15 protein-coding genes are annotated in these 15,684 nt (G+C 63.7%); 11 read left to right on the top strand and 4 right to left on the bottom strand.

The window, feature by feature from the left end:
* Positions 1 to 25: 25 nt before the first annotated feature.
* The 6 genes from CUV01_RS05870 (at position 26) to CUV01_RS05845 (ending at position 6,091) form a co-directional block, all read left to right on the top strand.
* Positions 26 to 1,492 (top strand): mannitol dehydrogenase family protein, encoded by a 1,467-nt coding sequence (locus CUV01_RS05870; RefSeq protein ID WP_101459657.1) that lies wholly within the window; start codon positions 26 to 28, stop codon positions 1,490 to 1,492.
* A 7-nt stretch (positions 1,493 to 1,499) separates the two neighbouring features.
* Entirely contained in the window at positions 1,500 to 2,159 is a 660-nt protein-coding gene (locus CUV01_RS05865; protein ID WP_101461891.1) for an HAD-IA family hydrolase, read from the top strand.
* 11 nt (positions 2,160 to 2,170) lie between these two features.
* Positions 2,171 to 3,637: an FGGY-family carbohydrate kinase gene (locus CUV01_RS05860; RefSeq protein ID WP_101459656.1), complete on the top strand. Its 1,467-nt coding sequence runs from the start codon at positions 2,171 to 2,173 to the stop codon at positions 3,635 to 3,637.
* 67 nt (positions 3,638 to 3,704) lie between these two features.
* Positions 3,705 to 4,448 carry an SDR family oxidoreductase gene (locus CUV01_RS05855; protein WP_101459655.1) on the top strand — a complete coding sequence of 248 codons (744 nt, stop codon included), beginning with the start codon at positions 3,705 to 3,707 and terminating at the stop codon, positions 4,446 to 4,448.
* Between the two features lie 20 nt (positions 4,449 to 4,468).
* Positions 4,469 to 5,323: an ureidoglycolate lyase gene (locus tag CUV01_RS05850; RefSeq protein WP_101459654.1), complete on the top strand. Its 855-nt coding sequence runs from the start codon at positions 4,469 to 4,471 to the stop codon at positions 5,321 to 5,323.
* A 9-nt stretch (positions 5,324 to 5,332) separates the two neighbouring features.
* Entirely contained in the window at positions 5,333 to 6,091 is a 759-nt protein-coding gene (locus tag CUV01_RS05845; RefSeq protein WP_101459653.1) for a hydroxypyruvate isomerase family protein, read from the top strand.
* Here CUV01_RS05845 and CUV01_RS05840 read toward each other — a convergent pair.
* The 3 genes from CUV01_RS05840 to CUV01_RS05830 form a co-directional block, all read right to left on the bottom strand.
* A complete protein-coding gene (locus tag CUV01_RS05840) occupies positions 6,088 to 7,578 on the bottom strand; it encodes a tripartite tricarboxylate transporter permease (protein ID WP_101459652.1) in 1,491 nt (496 codons plus the stop codon). The genes CUV01_RS05845 and CUV01_RS05840 overlap by 4 nt on opposite strands.
* Before the next feature lie 10 nt (positions 7,579 to 7,588).
* Complete coding sequence (locus CUV01_RS05835) at positions 7,589 to 8,050, bottom strand: tripartite tricarboxylate transporter TctB family protein (protein WP_101459651.1); 462 nt, start codon at positions 8,048 to 8,050, stop codon at positions 7,589 to 7,591.
* A 65-nt stretch (positions 8,051 to 8,115) separates the two neighbouring features.
* The gene (locus CUV01_RS05830) at positions 8,116 to 9,099 is read right to left on the bottom strand and encodes a Bug family tripartite tricarboxylate transporter substrate binding protein (RefSeq protein WP_232962539.1); all 984 of its coding nucleotides are present in this window, start codon (positions 9,097 to 9,099) and stop codon (positions 8,116 to 8,118) included.
* A gap of 216 nt (positions 9,100 to 9,315) precedes the next feature.
* Here CUV01_RS05830 and CUV01_RS05825 point away from each other — a divergent pair, with 216 nt between their 5' ends.
* The 4 genes from CUV01_RS05825 to CUV01_RS05810 are packed head-to-tail and all read left to right on the top strand — an operon-like array spanning position 9,316 to position 13,649.
* On the top strand, positions 9,316 to 10,386 hold the full coding sequence (locus CUV01_RS05825; protein WP_101459650.1) for an ABC transporter ATP-binding protein: 1,071 nt from the start codon (positions 9,316 to 9,318) through the stop codon (positions 10,384 to 10,386).
* Between the two features lie 47 nt (positions 10,387 to 10,433).
* Complete coding sequence (locus CUV01_RS05820; protein ID WP_101459649.1) at positions 10,434 to 11,750, top strand: ABC transporter substrate-binding protein; 1,317 nt, start codon at positions 10,434 to 10,436, stop codon at positions 11,748 to 11,750.
* 54 nt (positions 11,751 to 11,804) lie between these two features.
* Entirely contained in the window at positions 11,805 to 12,758 is a 954-nt protein-coding gene (locus CUV01_RS05815) for a carbohydrate ABC transporter permease (protein ID WP_101459648.1), read from the top strand.
* 3 nt (positions 12,759 to 12,761) lie between these two features.
* The gene (locus tag CUV01_RS05810; protein ID WP_101459647.1) at positions 12,762 to 13,649 is read left to right on the top strand and encodes a carbohydrate ABC transporter permease; all 888 of its coding nucleotides are present in this window, start codon (positions 12,762 to 12,764) and stop codon (positions 13,647 to 13,649) included.
* Here the strand turns inward: CUV01_RS05810 and CUV01_RS05805 are convergent.
* Positions 13,639 to 14,403, bottom strand: a complete 765-nt coding sequence (locus CUV01_RS05805) for a DUF2268 domain-containing putative Zn-dependent protease (protein ID WP_157994783.1) — start codon at positions 14,401 to 14,403, stop codon at positions 13,639 to 13,641. The genes CUV01_RS05810 and CUV01_RS05805 overlap by 11 nt on opposite strands.
* A 211-nt stretch (positions 14,404 to 14,614) precedes the next feature.
* Between CUV01_RS05805 and CUV01_RS05800 the strand changes: the two genes are divergently transcribed.
* Positions 14,615 to 15,664, top strand: a complete 1,050-nt coding sequence (locus tag CUV01_RS05800; protein WP_101459645.1) for a substrate-binding domain-containing protein — start codon at positions 14,615 to 14,617, stop codon at positions 15,662 to 15,664.
* The last annotated feature ends 20 nt before the right edge of the window (positions 15,665 to 15,684 follow it).

The raw sequence follows: 15,684 nt of genomic DNA, 5'->3' as shown, positions 1-15,684 counted from the left end.
TCGGCCATAAGAGTGGTGAAAACTGATGGCACAGAAACTCTCTGACGCGACGCTGAGCCAGATCGGCCATCCCGTGCCGACCTATGATCGGACGTCGCTGACGCCGGGTATCCTGCATTTCGGGGTCGGCAATTTTCACCGCGCCCATCAGGCCGTCTATCTGGACCGGCTGATGAATGCAGGCGGCGGTCGCGATTTCGCCATCGTCGGCGCAGGTGTCATGCCGGGCGACCAGCGGATGCGCGACACGCTGGCCGGGCAGGACAACCTGTATACGGTGGTCGAGCAGTCGGCGGATGCATCGCAGGCGCGGGTAATCGGCCCGATGATCGATTACATCGCACCGGGCAACAGCGCGCAGGTGATCGCGCAATTGTCCGAGCCGTCGATCCGGATCGCCAGCCTGACCATTACCGAGGGCGGCTATTTCATCGACGCGAATACCGGCCATTTTGATCCGGCCCATCCGGCAATCGCCGCAGACGGTCAGAACCCCGACGCGGCGGGCACCGTGTTTGGCCTGCTGGTCGCCGGTCTGCGCGCGCGCCGCGCCGCGGGCACGCAGCCTTTTACCGTCATGTGCTGCGACAATATCCCCCATAACGGTGTGATCACCCGCGAGGCGGTGGTGGAAACCGCGCGCCTGTCCGACCCGGAACTGGCCGAATGGATCGCGGAAAATGTGGCCTTTCCAAATGGCATGGTTGACCGCATCACCCCCGCCACCAGCGACCGTGAAAGGGCCATGGTGCTGGATGATTTCGGCATCGCCGATGACGCGCCGGTCTTTTGCGAGGATTTCATCCAGTGGGTGCTCGAGGATAACTTTCCCGCCGGTCGCCCTGCGCTCGAGGATGTCGGTGTCGAGTTCGTCGCGGATGTGACCCCGTGGGAGATGATGAAGATCCGCATCCTCAACGGCGGCCACGCGGTCATCGCCTATCCCGCCGGACTGATGGACATCCATTTCGTGCATGAGGCGATGCAGAACGATCTGGTCGCCGCCTTTCTGGAAAAGGTCGAGACCGAAGAAATCATCCCCGCTGTCGCACCTGTGCCGGGCACCGACCTGAACACCTACTTTGCCAAGGTCAAGGAACGCTGCGCCAATCCCAAGATCGCCGATACCGTACGGCGGCTGTGCCTTGACGGGTCGAACCGTCAGCCGAAATTCATCGTGCCGACCATCGCGGACCGGCTGGCGCGTGATCTGCCGGTCGAAGGTCTGGCGCTGGAATCGGCGCTGTGGTGCCGTTATTGCGCCGGGCAAAGCGACTCGGGCGCGGTGATCGAACCGAACGATCCGAATTGGGACCGGTTGACCGAAACCGCGAAACGGGCGAAGGACGATCCGTCCGCATGGCTGAACATGGCCGATATCTATGGCGCGACCGGGCGCGACCCGCGTTTTGCCAGCGCTTTTGCAGATTGGCTGGCAGCCTTGTGGCGCAATGGAACGGCGGCCACCTTGCGCCGCTATCTTGGGGGGTGAGACGCTTGTGGGCCGTGCGCTGATCTTTGATTGCGACGGTGTTCTGATCGACAGCGAGGTTCTGTCGATGTCCGAACTGTTGCGCGTGATCCAGGACCGCAAGGTGCCGATAAACGAGACGCAGGCCTATGACCTGTTCCTCGGCACCTCGGCCACCCATGAGATCGCCTGCCTGCGCGACAGGTTCGGCGTTGATATCACGGCGGATCTGCCGATTTACCAACAGCGCCTGGCCCGGCGGTTCAGCACAGATCTGCAGCCGATCAACGGCATTGCCAAGGCGTTGGCCAACCTGCCCGGCCCGCGCGCTGTTGCCTCGTCCAGCAATCCGGAACGACTGCGCCTGTCCTTGGGTCTGACCGGGCTGTGGGACAGCTTTGCGCCGCATGTCTATTCCGCGACCATGGTGGCCAATGGCAAGCCGGCGCCGGATCTGTTCTTGCTGGCCGCGCGGCAGCTGGGTGTAGCGCCCGGTGATTGCATCGTGATCGAGGACAGCCCCGCCGGTATTCGCGCCGCACGCGCCGCCGGGATGCGCGTCGTGGGCTTTCTGGGTGGCAGTCATGCCGGGCCCGCGCGGCTGGCTGACAAGCTTGCGGCACTGCAACCCGATGCATTGGTTGAACATGCAGAAAATTTGGTCGACACTCTGACCCGGTTGGGGTGAGGGGGCAAATCTTGCTGTTCGGTGCCGTTGATGTGGGCAGCGCCCGTGCGCGGGCGGCGATCTTTGGGTCCGACGGCAGACTTTTGGCGCGATCCAGCCACGGGTTTTCAACCATTCACGGCCCTGATGGACAGGCCAGCTATGCCTTTGCCGAAATCTGGGACGCCGTCGCCTCGGCGATGACCGAGGCGCGTGGCATGGCGGGGGCTGCGCGCGATGATCTGGTGGGCCTCAGCTTTGATGCCACCTGTTCGCTTTATGTCGATGCGCCGGGTTTCGCCCCTGATGTGATTGCCTGGCACGATCACCGGGCAACGGCCGAGGCCGCGGAACTCAGCGCCATCGATCACCCGCTTGCCCGATTGGCCGGCGGGCAGGTTTCGCCCGAAATGCAGACGCCGAAACTGATGTGGCTGGCGCGGCACCGGCCAGATGCCTGGGCGGGTCTGCGCGCGGCGCGCGATCTCAGTGATCAGCTTGCCTTCGTGGCGACCGGCAAGCCTGCGCGCTCGCTTTGCGCGATGGCTGCGAAATGGCCCTATATCGCCGAGGCGGGCGGCTGGCAGACCGATTTGCTGCGTCAGCTTGGCATCGGGGCGATGCCGCGCGAAGGGGCGGTTCTGGCGCCGGGCACCGTGATCGGGCCGCTGACCGCGCAGGCGGCGGATCAGTTGGGGCTGTCACCAGATTGCCGCGTGGCAGCCGGGCTGATCGACGCCTTTGCGGGCGCGCTTGGTGCGACCGATGACATGCCGGTCTTGATCGCCGGAACCTCGAACTGCGTGATGGCCCGGGATGTGCCGCCACGGCCCGCCGTCTGGGGGCCGTATCTGGGTGCGATCGTGCCGGGGCAGGTGGTCAGCGAGGCCGGACAATCGGCCACCGGCGCCTTGCTGGACCGCATCCGGCAGCAATACCCGCAGCCGCAAAGCCATGGCGATATTCTGTCACGCCTGCGCCCGGATCAGCACGAAATCGGCGCCGGCATTCACGTTCTGCCGGATATCAAGGGCAACCGGACGCCCTTTGCCGACCCGTTGATGCGCGGTGTGATCCACGGCGCCTCGCTGGATCGCAGCCCTGCGGCGCTGGATGCGCTTTATTGGCGCGCGGCGATAGGCATTGCCATGGGCACGCGGCAGGTGATCGAACATATGGGGCTGGGCGATACCAGGCGTCTGGCCATGGCGGGGGGGCAGGCGCGCGCGCCGCTGCTGCGTCAGCTTTACGCCGATGTGACCGGGGCAGAGATCCACTGGCAGCCCGAAGACGCGGTTCTGCGCGGCTCGGCCATCGTGGCGGCGGCGCCGTTTCTGGACGGGGTCGAGGCGGCGCGGCGGCGTTTTGCGCTGCCCGCGCAGATCGTGCCGCCCAACCCCGCCACGCGGGATCGGCTGGCGCGCGATTGGCGCATCTTTCAGCGGATGCAGCAAAATCGCGCCGAAATAGATGCGCTGTCACGGGACGGGGGCGAATAGCCTCTGGCACAGCGACCGTATTTGGTATACCAGAATTTCAACATGAGCTGGCAGTGGAGGGCAGCAGATGCGGTTGAAGGACAAGGCTATCCTGATCACGGCAGCAGGGCAGGGGATGGGACGCGCCTCGGCGCTGGCCTGCGCGGCAGAGGGGGCCAATGTCTGGGCCACCGACCGCGACGGCGCGCTGCTGGACGGGCTGGCGGACCATGGCATCCGCACACAGGCACTGGACGTGACCGACCACGACGCGATTGCCGCGCTGGCATCTGAACTGCCGCCGCTGGACGGCTTGTTCAACTGTGCCGGCATTGTCGTCAACGGCTCGCTGGAAACCTGCACGGTCGAGGATTGGGACCTGAGTTTCGCGGTCAATATCAACGCCATGTTCCATATGACCCGCGCCGTCATGCCGGGCCTGCTGGAACGCGCCGGCGAAACCGGCACCGCCGCTATCCTGAACATGGCCTCGGTCGCCGGTTCGGTTCGCGGCCTGCCCAATCGCTGCGCCTATGGCGCCAGCAAGGCGGCGGTGATCGGTCTGACCAAATCCATCGCCGCCGACTACGTCGGGTCCGGGCTGCGGGCGAACTGTTTGTGCCCCGGCACGGTCGACACGCCCAGCCTGCGGGGCCGCATCGCCAGTGCCGCTGACCCTGTCCAGGCAGAGAAAGACTTTATAGCCCGGCAGCCTATGGGCCGCATTGCAACCGTCGACGATATGACGCCTGTTGTGATCTATCTGCTGTCGGATGAAAGCCGCTTTGTTTCAGGCCAGGCGGTCAGCGTCGATGGCGGCATGACGATCTGAACGCTTAAGGAGGAAATGCGATGAAACTGTTGCGTTACGGCCCCGCCGGGTCGGAAAAGCCGGGTCTGCTGGACGATCAGGGTCAGGTCCGCGACCTGTCGGGCCATGTCGATGACATTGCAGGCGATGTGCTGACGCCCGAGGGTCTGGCCAAGCTGGCCGCAATCGACGTGAGCGCGCTGCCCGTGGTCGAGGGCGCGCCGCAGGACGGCCTGCGGCTTGGTGCCTGTGTCGGTCGCGTGGGCAAGTTTGTCGCCATCGGTCTGAACTATGCGGACCATGCCGCCGAAAGCGGCCTGCCGGTGCCTGACGAGCCTGTCGTGTTCAACAAATGGGTCACCTGCATCTGCGGTCCGGACGATGATATCGTCATCCCCAAGGGCTCGAAAAAGACCGACTGGGAGGTCGAACTGGGCGTCGTGATCGGCAAGGGCGGCAATGATATCCCTCAGGACAGCGCGCTGGATCATGTTGCCGGCTACTGCACCGTCAATGATGTCAGCGAGCGCGAATGGCAGATCGAAAAAGGCGCCACCTGGGACAAGGGCAAGGGTTTCGACACATTCGGCCCCATCGGCCCCTGGATGGTCACCCGCGATGAGATCCCCGATCCGCAAAAGCTGGGTCTGTGGCTAGAGGTGGACGGCCACCGTTATCAGGACGGCACCACCGAAACGATGGTCTTTGGCGTGGCCGAACTGGTCGCCTATTGCTCGCGCTTCATGCGCCTGATGCCGGGCGATGTGATCACCACCGGAACCCCGCCGGGCGTGGGTCTGGGACAAAAGCCGCAGGTCTTCCTGCGTCCCGGCCAGACGGTGCGCCTTGGCATCGACGGTCTGGGCGAGCAGACGCAGCGCACCACGGGCGGCTAGGTCGCCGCCATGCCGCGGTTCTCGGCCAATCTGGGTTTTCTTTGGGCCGAACTGCCCTTGCCGCAGGCCATCCGGGCTGCGGCAAAGGCCGGCTTCGATGCGGTCGAGTGCCACTGGCCCTTTGACCACGATCCCGGCGCGGTGCGCGCGGCGCTGACCGAGGCGGGGCTGCCGATGCTGGGGCTGAACACCCTGCGAGGAAAGCCGGGCGAGAACGGATTGTCCGCCCTGCCGGGGCGCGAGGCCGAGGCGCGGGCGGAAATCGACCGGGCGCTGGATTACGCCGCCGCGACAGGCTGCGGCGCGGTTCACGTCATGGCGGGCTTTGCCCAGGGCGCGGACGCCGCCTCGACGTTCAACGACAACCTGCGCTACGCCTGCGAACGGGCCGCAGATCGGCGTATCGTGATCCTGATAGAGCCGCTGAACCATCACGATGCGCCGGGCTATTTCCTGCGCGATGCGACGCAGGCGGCAGGCATCATTGCGGCGCTGGACCGGCCCAATCTGCGCCTGATGTTCGACTGCTATCACCTGCAGATCATGCAGGGCGATCTGACCCGGCGGCTGCGGGACCTGCTGCCGATCATCGGGCATATCCAGTTCGCCGCCGTGCCGGACCGCGGCGCGCCGGATCATGGCGAGTTGGATTACCGCCATATTTTCGCCGCCATCGACGCCATGGGCTGGGACCGCCCGCTTGGCGCCGAATACAAACCCGGCGGCGCGACAGAGCCGACCTTGGGCTGGATGAAAACCCTGCGCTAGACCTGCGCGCGCCTGCGCATCAGCAGTCGCACCAGCGGCAGCAGCCAGACCAGAATCGCCACGACCCCAATGCCCGCGGCAATCGGGCGCTCGAAAAACGCCAGCCAATTGCCATCTGCCTTGATCATCGAGGTGATGAAGTTCTTTTCCAGCATCGGCCCCAGAACCAACCCGAGGATGGCCGGGGCGATGGGGATGTCGTTTTCCTCCATCACAAAGCCGAGGATGCCGAAGATCAGCATCAGAACCACGCCGTAAGCCGAATTGGTGATCGAGAAGGATCCCACGATACAGAACAGCAGGATCAGCGGCATCAGCACCCGCTGCGGCACCTGCAGCACCCGCGACGACAGCCGGATCGCCAGCCAGCCCAGTGGCAGCATCAGCAGGTTCGCCAACAGAAACACGATGAACAGCGCGTAGATCAGCTGCGGTTCATGCAGAAAGATCGTCGGGCCGGGGTTCATGCCTTTGACATAAAGCACCCCAATCACGATGGCGGTGATGGAATCGCCCGGAATCCCGAAGACCAGCGCCGGTATCCACGCCCCGCTGACAGCGGCATTGTTCGAGGACCCGGCTTCGACCAGACCCTCGACATGGCCGGTGCCGAATTTCTCGGGCGTGCGCGAGAAACGCTTGGAGATCGCATAGGAAATCCAGGCCGCGATATCCGCACCTGCCCCCGGCAGCGCGCCGATGAACGTGCCCAGGGTGCTGCCGCGCAGGGCCTGCACCGGGTAACGTGCCAGATTGCCCAGCTGCGCGCGGAACAGACCGTTGGTGTCGGGCTGGATGGGTGCCGTGGCGCCGCTGCGACCATGGACCATCGCGCGGAACACCTCGGCCACGGCAAAGAGGCCGATCATGGCAGGGATGAACGAGACGCCTGCCAGCAGATCGATATTGCCAAAGGTAAAGCGCGCCTCGGCCGCCGGGTTGTCCATGCCGATGGTGGCGGCGAACAGCCCGATCAGCAGCGAGACAATCGCCCGCGTGGGTGCGCCGGGCGAAACGAAAATGGCGCAGGACAGGCCCAGAACGACCAGCCAGAAATACTCGAATGAACTGAACTTCAGCGCGATCTCGGCCAGCATCGGCGAGGCAAAGATCAGGATGATGGTGCCAAAGATGCCCCCGATTGCGGAAAAGACCAGCACCGCCCCCAATGCGTCGCGCGACCGCCCGTCGCGGGTCATCCGATACGCATCCTCGACATAGGCCGCGCTGGCTGGCGTGCCGGGGATGCGCAGCAGCGCGCCCGGTATGTCGCCGGCAAAGATCGACATGGCGGCGGCGGTGACGATGGCCGCGATGGCCGGCACCGGGTCCATGAAAAACGTCACCGGCACCAGCAGCGCGGTGGCCATGGTCGCGGTCAGTCCCGGAATCGAGCCGACGAACAGCCCGAACAACCCCGAGGCCAGCATGACCAGCAGCACCTGCGGATCGGCGACAAGACCAATGGCCTGAGTAAAGGTGTTCATGCCTGTCCCCTCAGAACGGCAAAGCCAACAGATCGCCGCGCGGCAGCGGCACGCGCAACAATTGTCCGAACGAATATTGCACGATGACGACCGCACCCACGGCGACCAGCAGCGCGGTCAGCGGATGCGTTCCGGTCAACAGCATCATGGCGACCAGCAGCAGAAACGCGGTCAGCGCAAATCCCAGTTTCGACGCGAAAAGCACATATCCCAGGATCAGCAGGATCGACGCTGCCAGCCGTGCCCAGGCCATCGGGTCACGGGTCCAGCCATCCAGCACCAGCGCGGGCTGGCCGCGCCCGCTGACCATCATCACCGCGCCGACAGCCATTGCCAGAACGGCGATGGTCTTGGGCATGGTCTGGGCGCCGTATTCCTGTCCGGGAATGGGTGAAAACCCCAGTGCGGCCCAAAACAGCGCCGCGCCCCCCAGCAGAACCAGCATGCCAAGCGCGCTGTCGCCAAGCCTCATCACGATCCCTCCTGCAAAAGCAGCAAAGGGGGCGGGCAGCACATTGCCGCCCCCTGCTGAATGCGTCACTCTTTGGCGAGGCCCGTCGCCTTCATGACTTCGCCCAGATTGGTGTCATCCTCGGCCACGATCCGGGTCGCCTCTTCCGGGCCGGCCCAGAGCAGGCCAAAGCCACGCTCGTTCATGAAGCTTTGATAGGTTTCGCTGTTATAGGCGGTCTCGATTGCGGCAACCAGTTTTGCGCGCGCCTCTTCGGGCATGCCCGTGGGTGCGGCGATGGTGCGCCAGACGGAAAGCGTCCAATCCGACCCCGTGGCCTCGTTGATGGTCGGCGCATCCGGGAACAGGGCCTGGCGTTCATCTGACATGGTGGCCAGCGCATTGACCCGTCCGGCCTCGATCAGCGCCCGCCCCTCGGCCAGCGATGAGGGCACCAGATCGACGCCGCCTGCGACCATATCGGTCAGGCCGGGCGCCGCGCCCTCACTGGGAACCCAGGTCAGGTTCTCGACCGGGATATCCTCGGACATCATCCAGCCCAGCAGACTGAGATGCCAGATGCCGCCCTGTCCCGTGCCCGAACCCTTGACCGCGCCCGCACCGCCATCGCGGATCGCGTCACGCAATGCGGCTGCGTCCTGATATTCGCTGTCAGCGGATACCATCAGCCCGCCCGGATCGGCGTTAACCATGGCGAGGATATCGAAATCCTCATAGGTCAGATCTGTCAGGCCCTGCCAATGCATCATGTCGATCTCGATCGTCATGATGCCGATGGTATAGCCATCGGGTTCGGCGCCTGCGATGGCCGAATGCCCGACCACGCCAGAACCACCGGTGCGGTTCACGACATTGACCGGCGTGCCCAGTTCCTCTTGCAGCAGTTGCGCAAAGATACGACCCACCGCATCGGTGCCACCGCCTGCGCCCCAGGGCACGATCATTTCTATCGGACGGTCGGGATATTCGGTTTGCGCCATCGCTGGCAGCCCAAGGGTCAACGCCATAGCGGTGCCCGTCATCAGTCTTAGAAACCTGTTGCGGTTCATGTGTGATTCTCCCCCCTCTTTGGTGGCCGTCTGCGTGGGCGTCATCGGCACCACGACGGCACTGAAGACAGCATTGTCATCCGTGTATACATTGTCAAATCAATCCGCTCTGCCTGTGGCGCAGTGAGATTTCGCGCAATTCAACAGAATTTGGTTGCCAACTGCTGATTGCTTTGTCAGCTTTGCCAGCAATGGATACCTGGGGGGAGGGTCCGAATGGCATCGGTCACCATTGACGACGTCCGTAAATCTTTTGGTCAGACCGAGGTGCTGCATGGCGTCTCGGTTGATATCGAAGAGGGCGAGTTCGTCGTTCTGGTCGGCCCTTCGGGCTGCGGGAAATCCACGCTGCTGCGGATGCTGGCGGGGTTGGAAAACATCACCTCGGGGCGCATTCTGATCGGCGACAAGGTGGTGAACAAACTGCCGCCCAAGGAACGCGACATTGCGATGGTGTTCCAGAACTACGCTCTGTATCCGCACCTCACCGTCGCCGAGAATATGGGTTTCTCGCTCAAGTTGAATGGTGTCAGCAAGGCCGACATCGCCGAACGGGTCAAGCCTGCCGCTGAAATTCTGGGCCTCGCGCATCTCTTGGAACGCTATCCCCGGCAATTGTCCGGCGGCCAGCGCCAGCGCGTCGCCATGGGCCGCGCCATCGTACGCGATCCGCAGGTGTTCCTGTTCGACGAGCCGCTGTCGAACCTCGATGCCAAGCTGCGGGTCAGCATGCGGACCGAGATCAAGAACCTGCACAACCGCCTGACGACGACCACCGTCTATGTGACCCATGACCAGATCGAGGCGATGACCATGGCCGACAAGATCGTGGTGATGAATGACGGTCGCGTCGAACAGATCGGCGCGCCGCTGGAACTCTATGACAATCCGGCCAATCTGTTTGTGGCCGGCTTTATCGGCAGCCCGGCGATGAACATGGTTCAGGGAACGCTGAGCAACGGTCATTTTGCGGCCGGCAACGGACAGGCACTGCCGACGCCATCGCGGCTGCCTGCCGATGTGGGGAACGGACGCACGCTGATTTACGGCATCCGGCCCGAAGGCATCGCCCTTGGCGGCGAGGTTCCGCTGCAAGTCGAAGTGACAGAGCCGACGGGCTCAGAGACCTACGTCGCCGGGCAGATGGGCGGCGCGCCCGTGACCTGCGTGTTCCGCGAACGCGTTGCCGCGCGGCCGGGCGATACAATCCAGATCAGCGTCGATCCTGCTGCCGTGCATTTGTTTGACGCCGAATCGGGCGACCGGCTGACCAGGCCGGCCGTCTGACCGCGCAGCCGCAAGGCCGCCGACTTATCTCAGGGAGGAGAAAAGACATGACCATAGATCGCAGAAAACTGCTGCAGGGCACCGCCGCGCTGGCCGCTGGTTCGGCCCTGATCGGACCCTTTGGCGCACGCAAGGCACTGGCGCAGGCCGCCGCCGCCACGTTCCAGCCGGAAGAGGGCGCAAGCCTCAGGCTGTTGCGTTGGGTGCCCTTTGTCGCGGGCGAGGAAGAGGCGTGGAACACCAATACCGCTGCCTTCACCGAGGCGACCGGTGTGCAGGTGCAGATCGACCAGGAAAGCTGGGAGGACGTCCGTCCCAAGGCCGCCGTTGCCGCCAATGTGGGCTCTGGCCCCGACATGGTGATGAGCTGGTTCGACGACCCGTTCCAGTATCCCGACAAGTTGGTCGATGTGACCGATCTGTGCACCACATTGGGCGATCAGCATGGCGGCTGGTATGACGGGCTGCGCGCCTATGCCGAGCAGGACGGCAAGTTCATCGCCGTGCCGCTTTGCGCCATCGGCAACGCCATCTGCTATCGCGACAGCCACATGAAGGCCGCCGGTTTCGAGGAATTTCCGACCGACACGGCGGGCTTTCTTGAACTCTGCAAGGCGATGCAGGCGGCAGGCACGCCCGCAGGCTTCCCGCACGGCAAGGCAGTGGGTGACGGCAACAACTATGCCCATTGGCTGCTCTGGTCGCATGGCGGCATGACGGTGAACGAGGCAGGCGAGGTCGCCATCAACAGCCCCGAGACGCTGGCCGCGATCAACTATGCGATCGAGCTGTACAAGACCTTTATTCCGGGCACCGAAAGCTGGCTGGACATCAACAACAACCGCGCCTTCCTGGCCGGAGAGGTCTCGCTGACGGCAAACGGCGTGTCGCTGTATTACGCTGCCATCAACGACCCGGCCTTGGCCGAGATCGCCGAGGATATCCGCACAACCACCATGCCGATCGGTCCGGTCGGCGAATCGGTGGAACTGCACCAGACCTCGACCATCTCGATCTTCAACCACTGCCAGTTCCCCAACGCGGCCAAGGCCTATATCGAGTTCATGTATCAGGCCGACCAGATGAATGCCTGGCTGGAAGGCGCCAGCGCCTATTGCTGCCAGGCGCTCAAGGGCTTTGCCGACAACCCGGTCTGGACCTCGAACCCGATCCACGCGCCCTATGCCAAGGCATCGGAATCGCTGCGCGAGAATGGCTATGCCGGGCCTCTGGGTGCGGCGTCGGCGGGGACCATGGCCGATTATGTTCTGGTCGATATGTTCGCCGAGGCCGTCAGCGGCCAGCGCACGCCGGAAGAAGCCATCGCCAATGCCGAACGCCGCATCGCGCGGTACTATCGCTGATCACTGACCGGGCCTGCCCTCGTGCGGGCCCGGCTCTGACCAAAGGACACCGCCATGTCGACAACCGACCGAATACAGGACGATCCGGTGGATGAGCCTCGCGGCTCGGTCTGGTCACGCTTTGTCGGCAGCCGGAACGGGCTGGGCCTTCTGTTCATGCTGCCGGCGGCGGTGTTTCTGCTGTGTTTTCTGACCTACCCTCTGGGCCTTGGCGTCTGGCTGGGCTTTACCGATACCCGGATCGGACGGGCCGGCGTGTTCATCGGTCTGGAAAACTACCAATGGCTGTTCGAGGACCCGGTCTTCTGGCTGTCGGTCTTTAACACCATGGTCTACACTTTCGTGGCCTCGGTGCTGAAATTCGGGCTGGGGCTGTGGCTGGCGCTGCTGTTGAACCGGCACCTGCCGGCCAAGAACTTCTTTCGCGCCATCATCCTGCTGCCCTGGGTCGTGCCCACCGTTCTGTCGGCGCTGGCCTTCTGGTGGATCTTTGACGCGCAGTTTTCGATCATCTCCTGGGTGCTGATGGAATGGGGGCTGATCAGCCAGCCGATCAACTTTCTGGGCGATCCGTGGAATGCCCGCTGGTCGGTGATTGCCGCCAATGTCTGGCGCGGCATCCCCTTTGTCGCCATCTCGCTGCTGGCGGGCCTGCAAACCATCCCGCAATCGCTGAACGAGGCCGCCGCCATCGACGGCGCGACGCCCTGGCAGCGCTTCACCAAGGTCACGCTGCCGCTGCTGACGCCGATCATCGCGGTGGTGATGACCTTCTCGGTGCTGTTCACCTTCACCGACTTCCAGCTGATCTATGTGCTGACGCGCGGCGGCCCCGTGAACGCCACGCACCTGATGGCAACGCTGTCGTTCCAGCGCGCCATTCCGGGCGGTCAACTGGGCGAGGGTGCTGCCATCGCGGTTGCCATGATCCCGTTCCTGCTGGCGGCGATCCTGTTCAGCTTTTTCGGTCTGCAGCGCCGTAAATGGCAGCAGGGCGGGGGGGACTAGGCCATGAATGCGACACCCAAACCGGTCGAGGACAATGTCGAAGGCGTCGATCAGTTCGAGACCCGGGCACGCCGGATCTTCGTGGTCTACCTGCCTTTGGCCTGCTTCATCTTTGTGCTGCTGTTCCCGTTTTACTGGATGGCGATCACGGCGGTAAAGCCGAACTACCAGTTGACCGACTATGACAATTACAGCCCCTTCTGGGTGGTCGGCGCGACATTGGAGCACATCAAGTATCTGCTGTTTGAAACCAGCTATCCGGGCTGGCTGTGGAACACGATGATCGTGGCCACGGCCTCGACCTTCATTTCGCTGGCGGCCTCGGTCTTTGCCGCCTACGCGATCGAGCGGCTGCGCTTTACCGGCGCGCGGATCACCGGGCTTCTGATCTTTCTGGCCTATCTGGTGCCGCCTTCGATCCTGTTCATCCCGCTGGCCTTCATCGTGTTTCAGGTGGGCATCTTCGACAGCAAACTGGCGCTGATCCTGACCTATCCGACCTTCCTGATCCCGTTCTGTACCTGGCTGCTGATGGGCTATTTCCGCAGCATTCCGTTCGAACTGGAAGAATCCGCGCTGGTCGATGGCGCGACGCGCTGGCAGATCCTGACCAAGGTCGTGCTGCCGCTGGCCGTGCCCGGCCTGATCTCTGCCGGGATCTTTGCCTTTACGCTGTCATGGAACGAATTCATCTATGCGCTGACCTTTATTTCCAGCTCGGAAAACAAGACCATTCCGGTCGGTGTGCTGACTGAACTGGTGCGCGGCGACATCTATGAATGGGGTGCGCTGATGTCCGGCGCGCTGCTGGGGTCGCTGCCGGTGGTGATCCTGTATTCGTTCTTCGTGGATTACTATGTTTCGTCCATGACCGGCGCCGTCAAGGAATAGCCCGCCCGTCCTGTTTGGCCGTGCTGCTCTGCGGGGCCGGGCTGTCGTCCGGCGCGTCCGATGCGAGGTCAGGCGTTGCCTCCTCATCCGTCGTCTCAACCTCGGCGCTGTCGCCACCATCCACCTTGGCCAATCGCCGCATCGCCTCGCGAAAGGCATCGGCGCGCGTCATGGCCAGCGACACGGCGTCACCGCCGGGATGTTGCTCCAGATGTTCGGCAATCAGCCGGTGGCCCAACCCGTAACCCGACCATTTGCGGATCTTTCCCCGGCCAAAGAACCATTCGGCATGGTCATAGCTGAGCCGCGACCATTCGGACATTGCCCGCCGCGCGGTCCCCGCCGAGGGCGTGGTCGCGTCCCGGGGATCGGGCTTGCCGCCCAGAACCTGCAGCACGAAATGCCCCGCCAGCCCCTCGCTGACCAGCGCCTCGCCCAGGGACTTGCCATAGCCCGGACCATCCCACCTGATCAGGTGGTGCATCTCGTGGACCAGCGTCCGGATCAGCAGATCGGGGTCGAATCGCGCGGGGTTCAGGGTGATCTCTATCAGCGCGGGCGCCTGCGCATGACCGCCGACGCCCCAATCGGCTATCCCGCCGCCGGGCTGGCCACGCAACACCAGATCGAAATCCGGCACGTCGGCCTGCGCGCCTGCCAGCGCCACGGCCTGCCGCGCGGCGGCGCGGATATCGGGCAGAATGGCAGTCAGCTGGTGCCGCGAATTCAAGAGATGAAGGTGCCAGATCGTCATGGCGCGCATCATCGCAGGTTCGCTTGGGTGGTGCCAGCGCAATAGCCCGCCTGCGGGCCGGATCGGCGGCAGTTCGCGCCGGGCCGGCAGGCGCCGTGATTGTCATAAAACCGTCACGCAACATTCGCATAAGCGTCACGGCCACAAACTAGATCACGGGGCAGGCCGATTCTGGCCATCGGAATACATCAGATTACATCAGGAGAGATCCATGAAATCCGTCAAACTCGCCATCTCATCGGCCGCGCTGCTCGCGGCCACCGCTGGCGTCGCTGCTGCCCGTGACCAGATCCGCATCGTCGGCTCATCGACCGTCTTTCCCTATACGCAGGCCGTTGCCGAGGAATTCGCGGCTGAAACCGGTGCATCGGCGCCGATCGTGGAATCGACCGGTACCGGCGGCGGCATGCAGATTTTCTGCGAAGGCGTTGGCGAAAACACCCCTGACATCACCGGTGCCTCGCGCGCCATGAAGAAATCGGAATTCGATCTCTGCGCCCAGAACGGCGTCGATAGCGTCTCCGAGGCGATGATCGGCTATGACGGCCTGTCGATCGCAACCTCGGTCGAGAACGAAGGCCTGACCAATCTGACGCTGGCACAGGTGTTCCTGGCGCTTGCCGCCGAAGTGCCGGTCGACGGTGAACTGATAGCCAACCCCAACACCAAATGGTCGGATATCGACGCATCGCTGCCTGATACCGAAATCGTCGTCTTCGGCCCCCCGCCCACCTCGGGCACGCGCGACGCCTTTGTCGAACTGGGCATGCATGCCGGTTGCGAAGAGATCGAAGAATTCGTCGCGCTGGCCGATGCGTCGGGTGATGAGGACTTCATCGACAACAACTGCTCGCGCATGCGCACCGACGGCCCCTTCATCGAAGCCGGCGAGAACGACAACCTGATCGTGCAGCGTCTGGCCGCCGACCCGAACGCACTGGGCATCTTTGGCTATTCGTTCCTGTTCGAAAACCAGGACAAGCTGCGCGATGTCAGCCTGAACGACGTCGCGGCCAATATGGACACCATCGGCGACGGCTCCTACCCGCTGTCGCGCCCGCTGTATTTCTACGTCAAGAACGCACATCGCGGTGTGATCCCGAACCTGGACGAGTTCATCGGCGCCTATATGTCCGACAATGCACTGGCCGCTGACGGCTATCTGTCCGAGCGCGGCCTGGTCGCCCTGGGTGATGAAGAGCGTGCGACCCTGCAAGAGGCAGTGACCTCGGGTGCGGCGATGGAAGCGCCCACCGACTAAGGCAGCCGTTCTTCGATCAA

Source organism: Paracoccus tegillarcae (assembly GCF_002847305.1).
In the GTDB taxonomy this organism is placed as follows: domain Bacteria; phylum Pseudomonadota; class Alphaproteobacteria; order Rhodobacterales; family Rhodobacteraceae; genus Paracoccus; species Paracoccus tegillarcae.
Note: the sequence above shows the minus strand (reverse complement) of the source record. Positions and strands in the feature narration are given on the sequence as shown.

Coding starts and splice junctions, on each gene's coding strand:
- CUV01_RS05800 (WP_101459645.1), top strand. CDS start 14,615: ATGAAATCCGTCAAACTCGCCATCTCATCGGCCGCGCTGCTCGCGGCC.
- CUV01_RS05825 (WP_101459650.1), top strand. CDS start 9,316: ATGGCATCGGTCACCATTGACGACGTCCGTAAATCTTTTGGTCAGACC.
- CUV01_RS05840 (WP_101459652.1), bottom strand. CDS start 7,578: ATGAACACCTTTACTCAGGCCATTGGTCTTGTCGCCGATCCGCAGGTG.
- CUV01_RS05835 (WP_101459651.1), bottom strand. CDS start 8,050: ATGAGGCTTGGCGACAGCGCGCTTGGCATGCTGGTTCTGCTGGGGGGC.
- CUV01_RS05850 (WP_101459654.1), top strand. CDS start 4,469: ATGAAACTGTTGCGTTACGGCCCCGCCGGGTCGGAAAAGCCGGGTCTG.
- CUV01_RS05810 (WP_101459647.1), top strand. CDS start 12,762: ATGAATGCGACACCCAAACCGGTCGAGGACAATGTCGAAGGCGTCGAT.
- CUV01_RS05830 (WP_232962539.1), bottom strand. CDS start 9,099: ATGAACCGCAACAGGTTTCTAAGACTGATGACGGGCACCGCTATGGCG.
- CUV01_RS05805 (WP_157994783.1), bottom strand. CDS start 14,403: ATGACGATCTGGCACCTTCATCTCTTGAATTCGCGGCACCAGCTGACT.
- CUV01_RS05870 (WP_101459657.1), top strand. CDS start 26: ATGGCACAGAAACTCTCTGACGCGACGCTGAGCCAGATCGGCCATCCC.
- CUV01_RS05820 (WP_101459649.1), top strand. CDS start 10,434: ATGACCATAGATCGCAGAAAACTGCTGCAGGGCACCGCCGCGCTGGCC.
- CUV01_RS05815 (WP_101459648.1), top strand. CDS start 11,805: ATGTCGACAACCGACCGAATACAGGACGATCCGGTGGATGAGCCTCGC.
- CUV01_RS05845 (WP_101459653.1), top strand. CDS start 5,333: ATGCCGCGGTTCTCGGCCAATCTGGGTTTTCTTTGGGCCGAACTGCCC.
- CUV01_RS05855 (WP_101459655.1), top strand. CDS start 3,705: ATGCGGTTGAAGGACAAGGCTATCCTGATCACGGCAGCAGGGCAGGGG.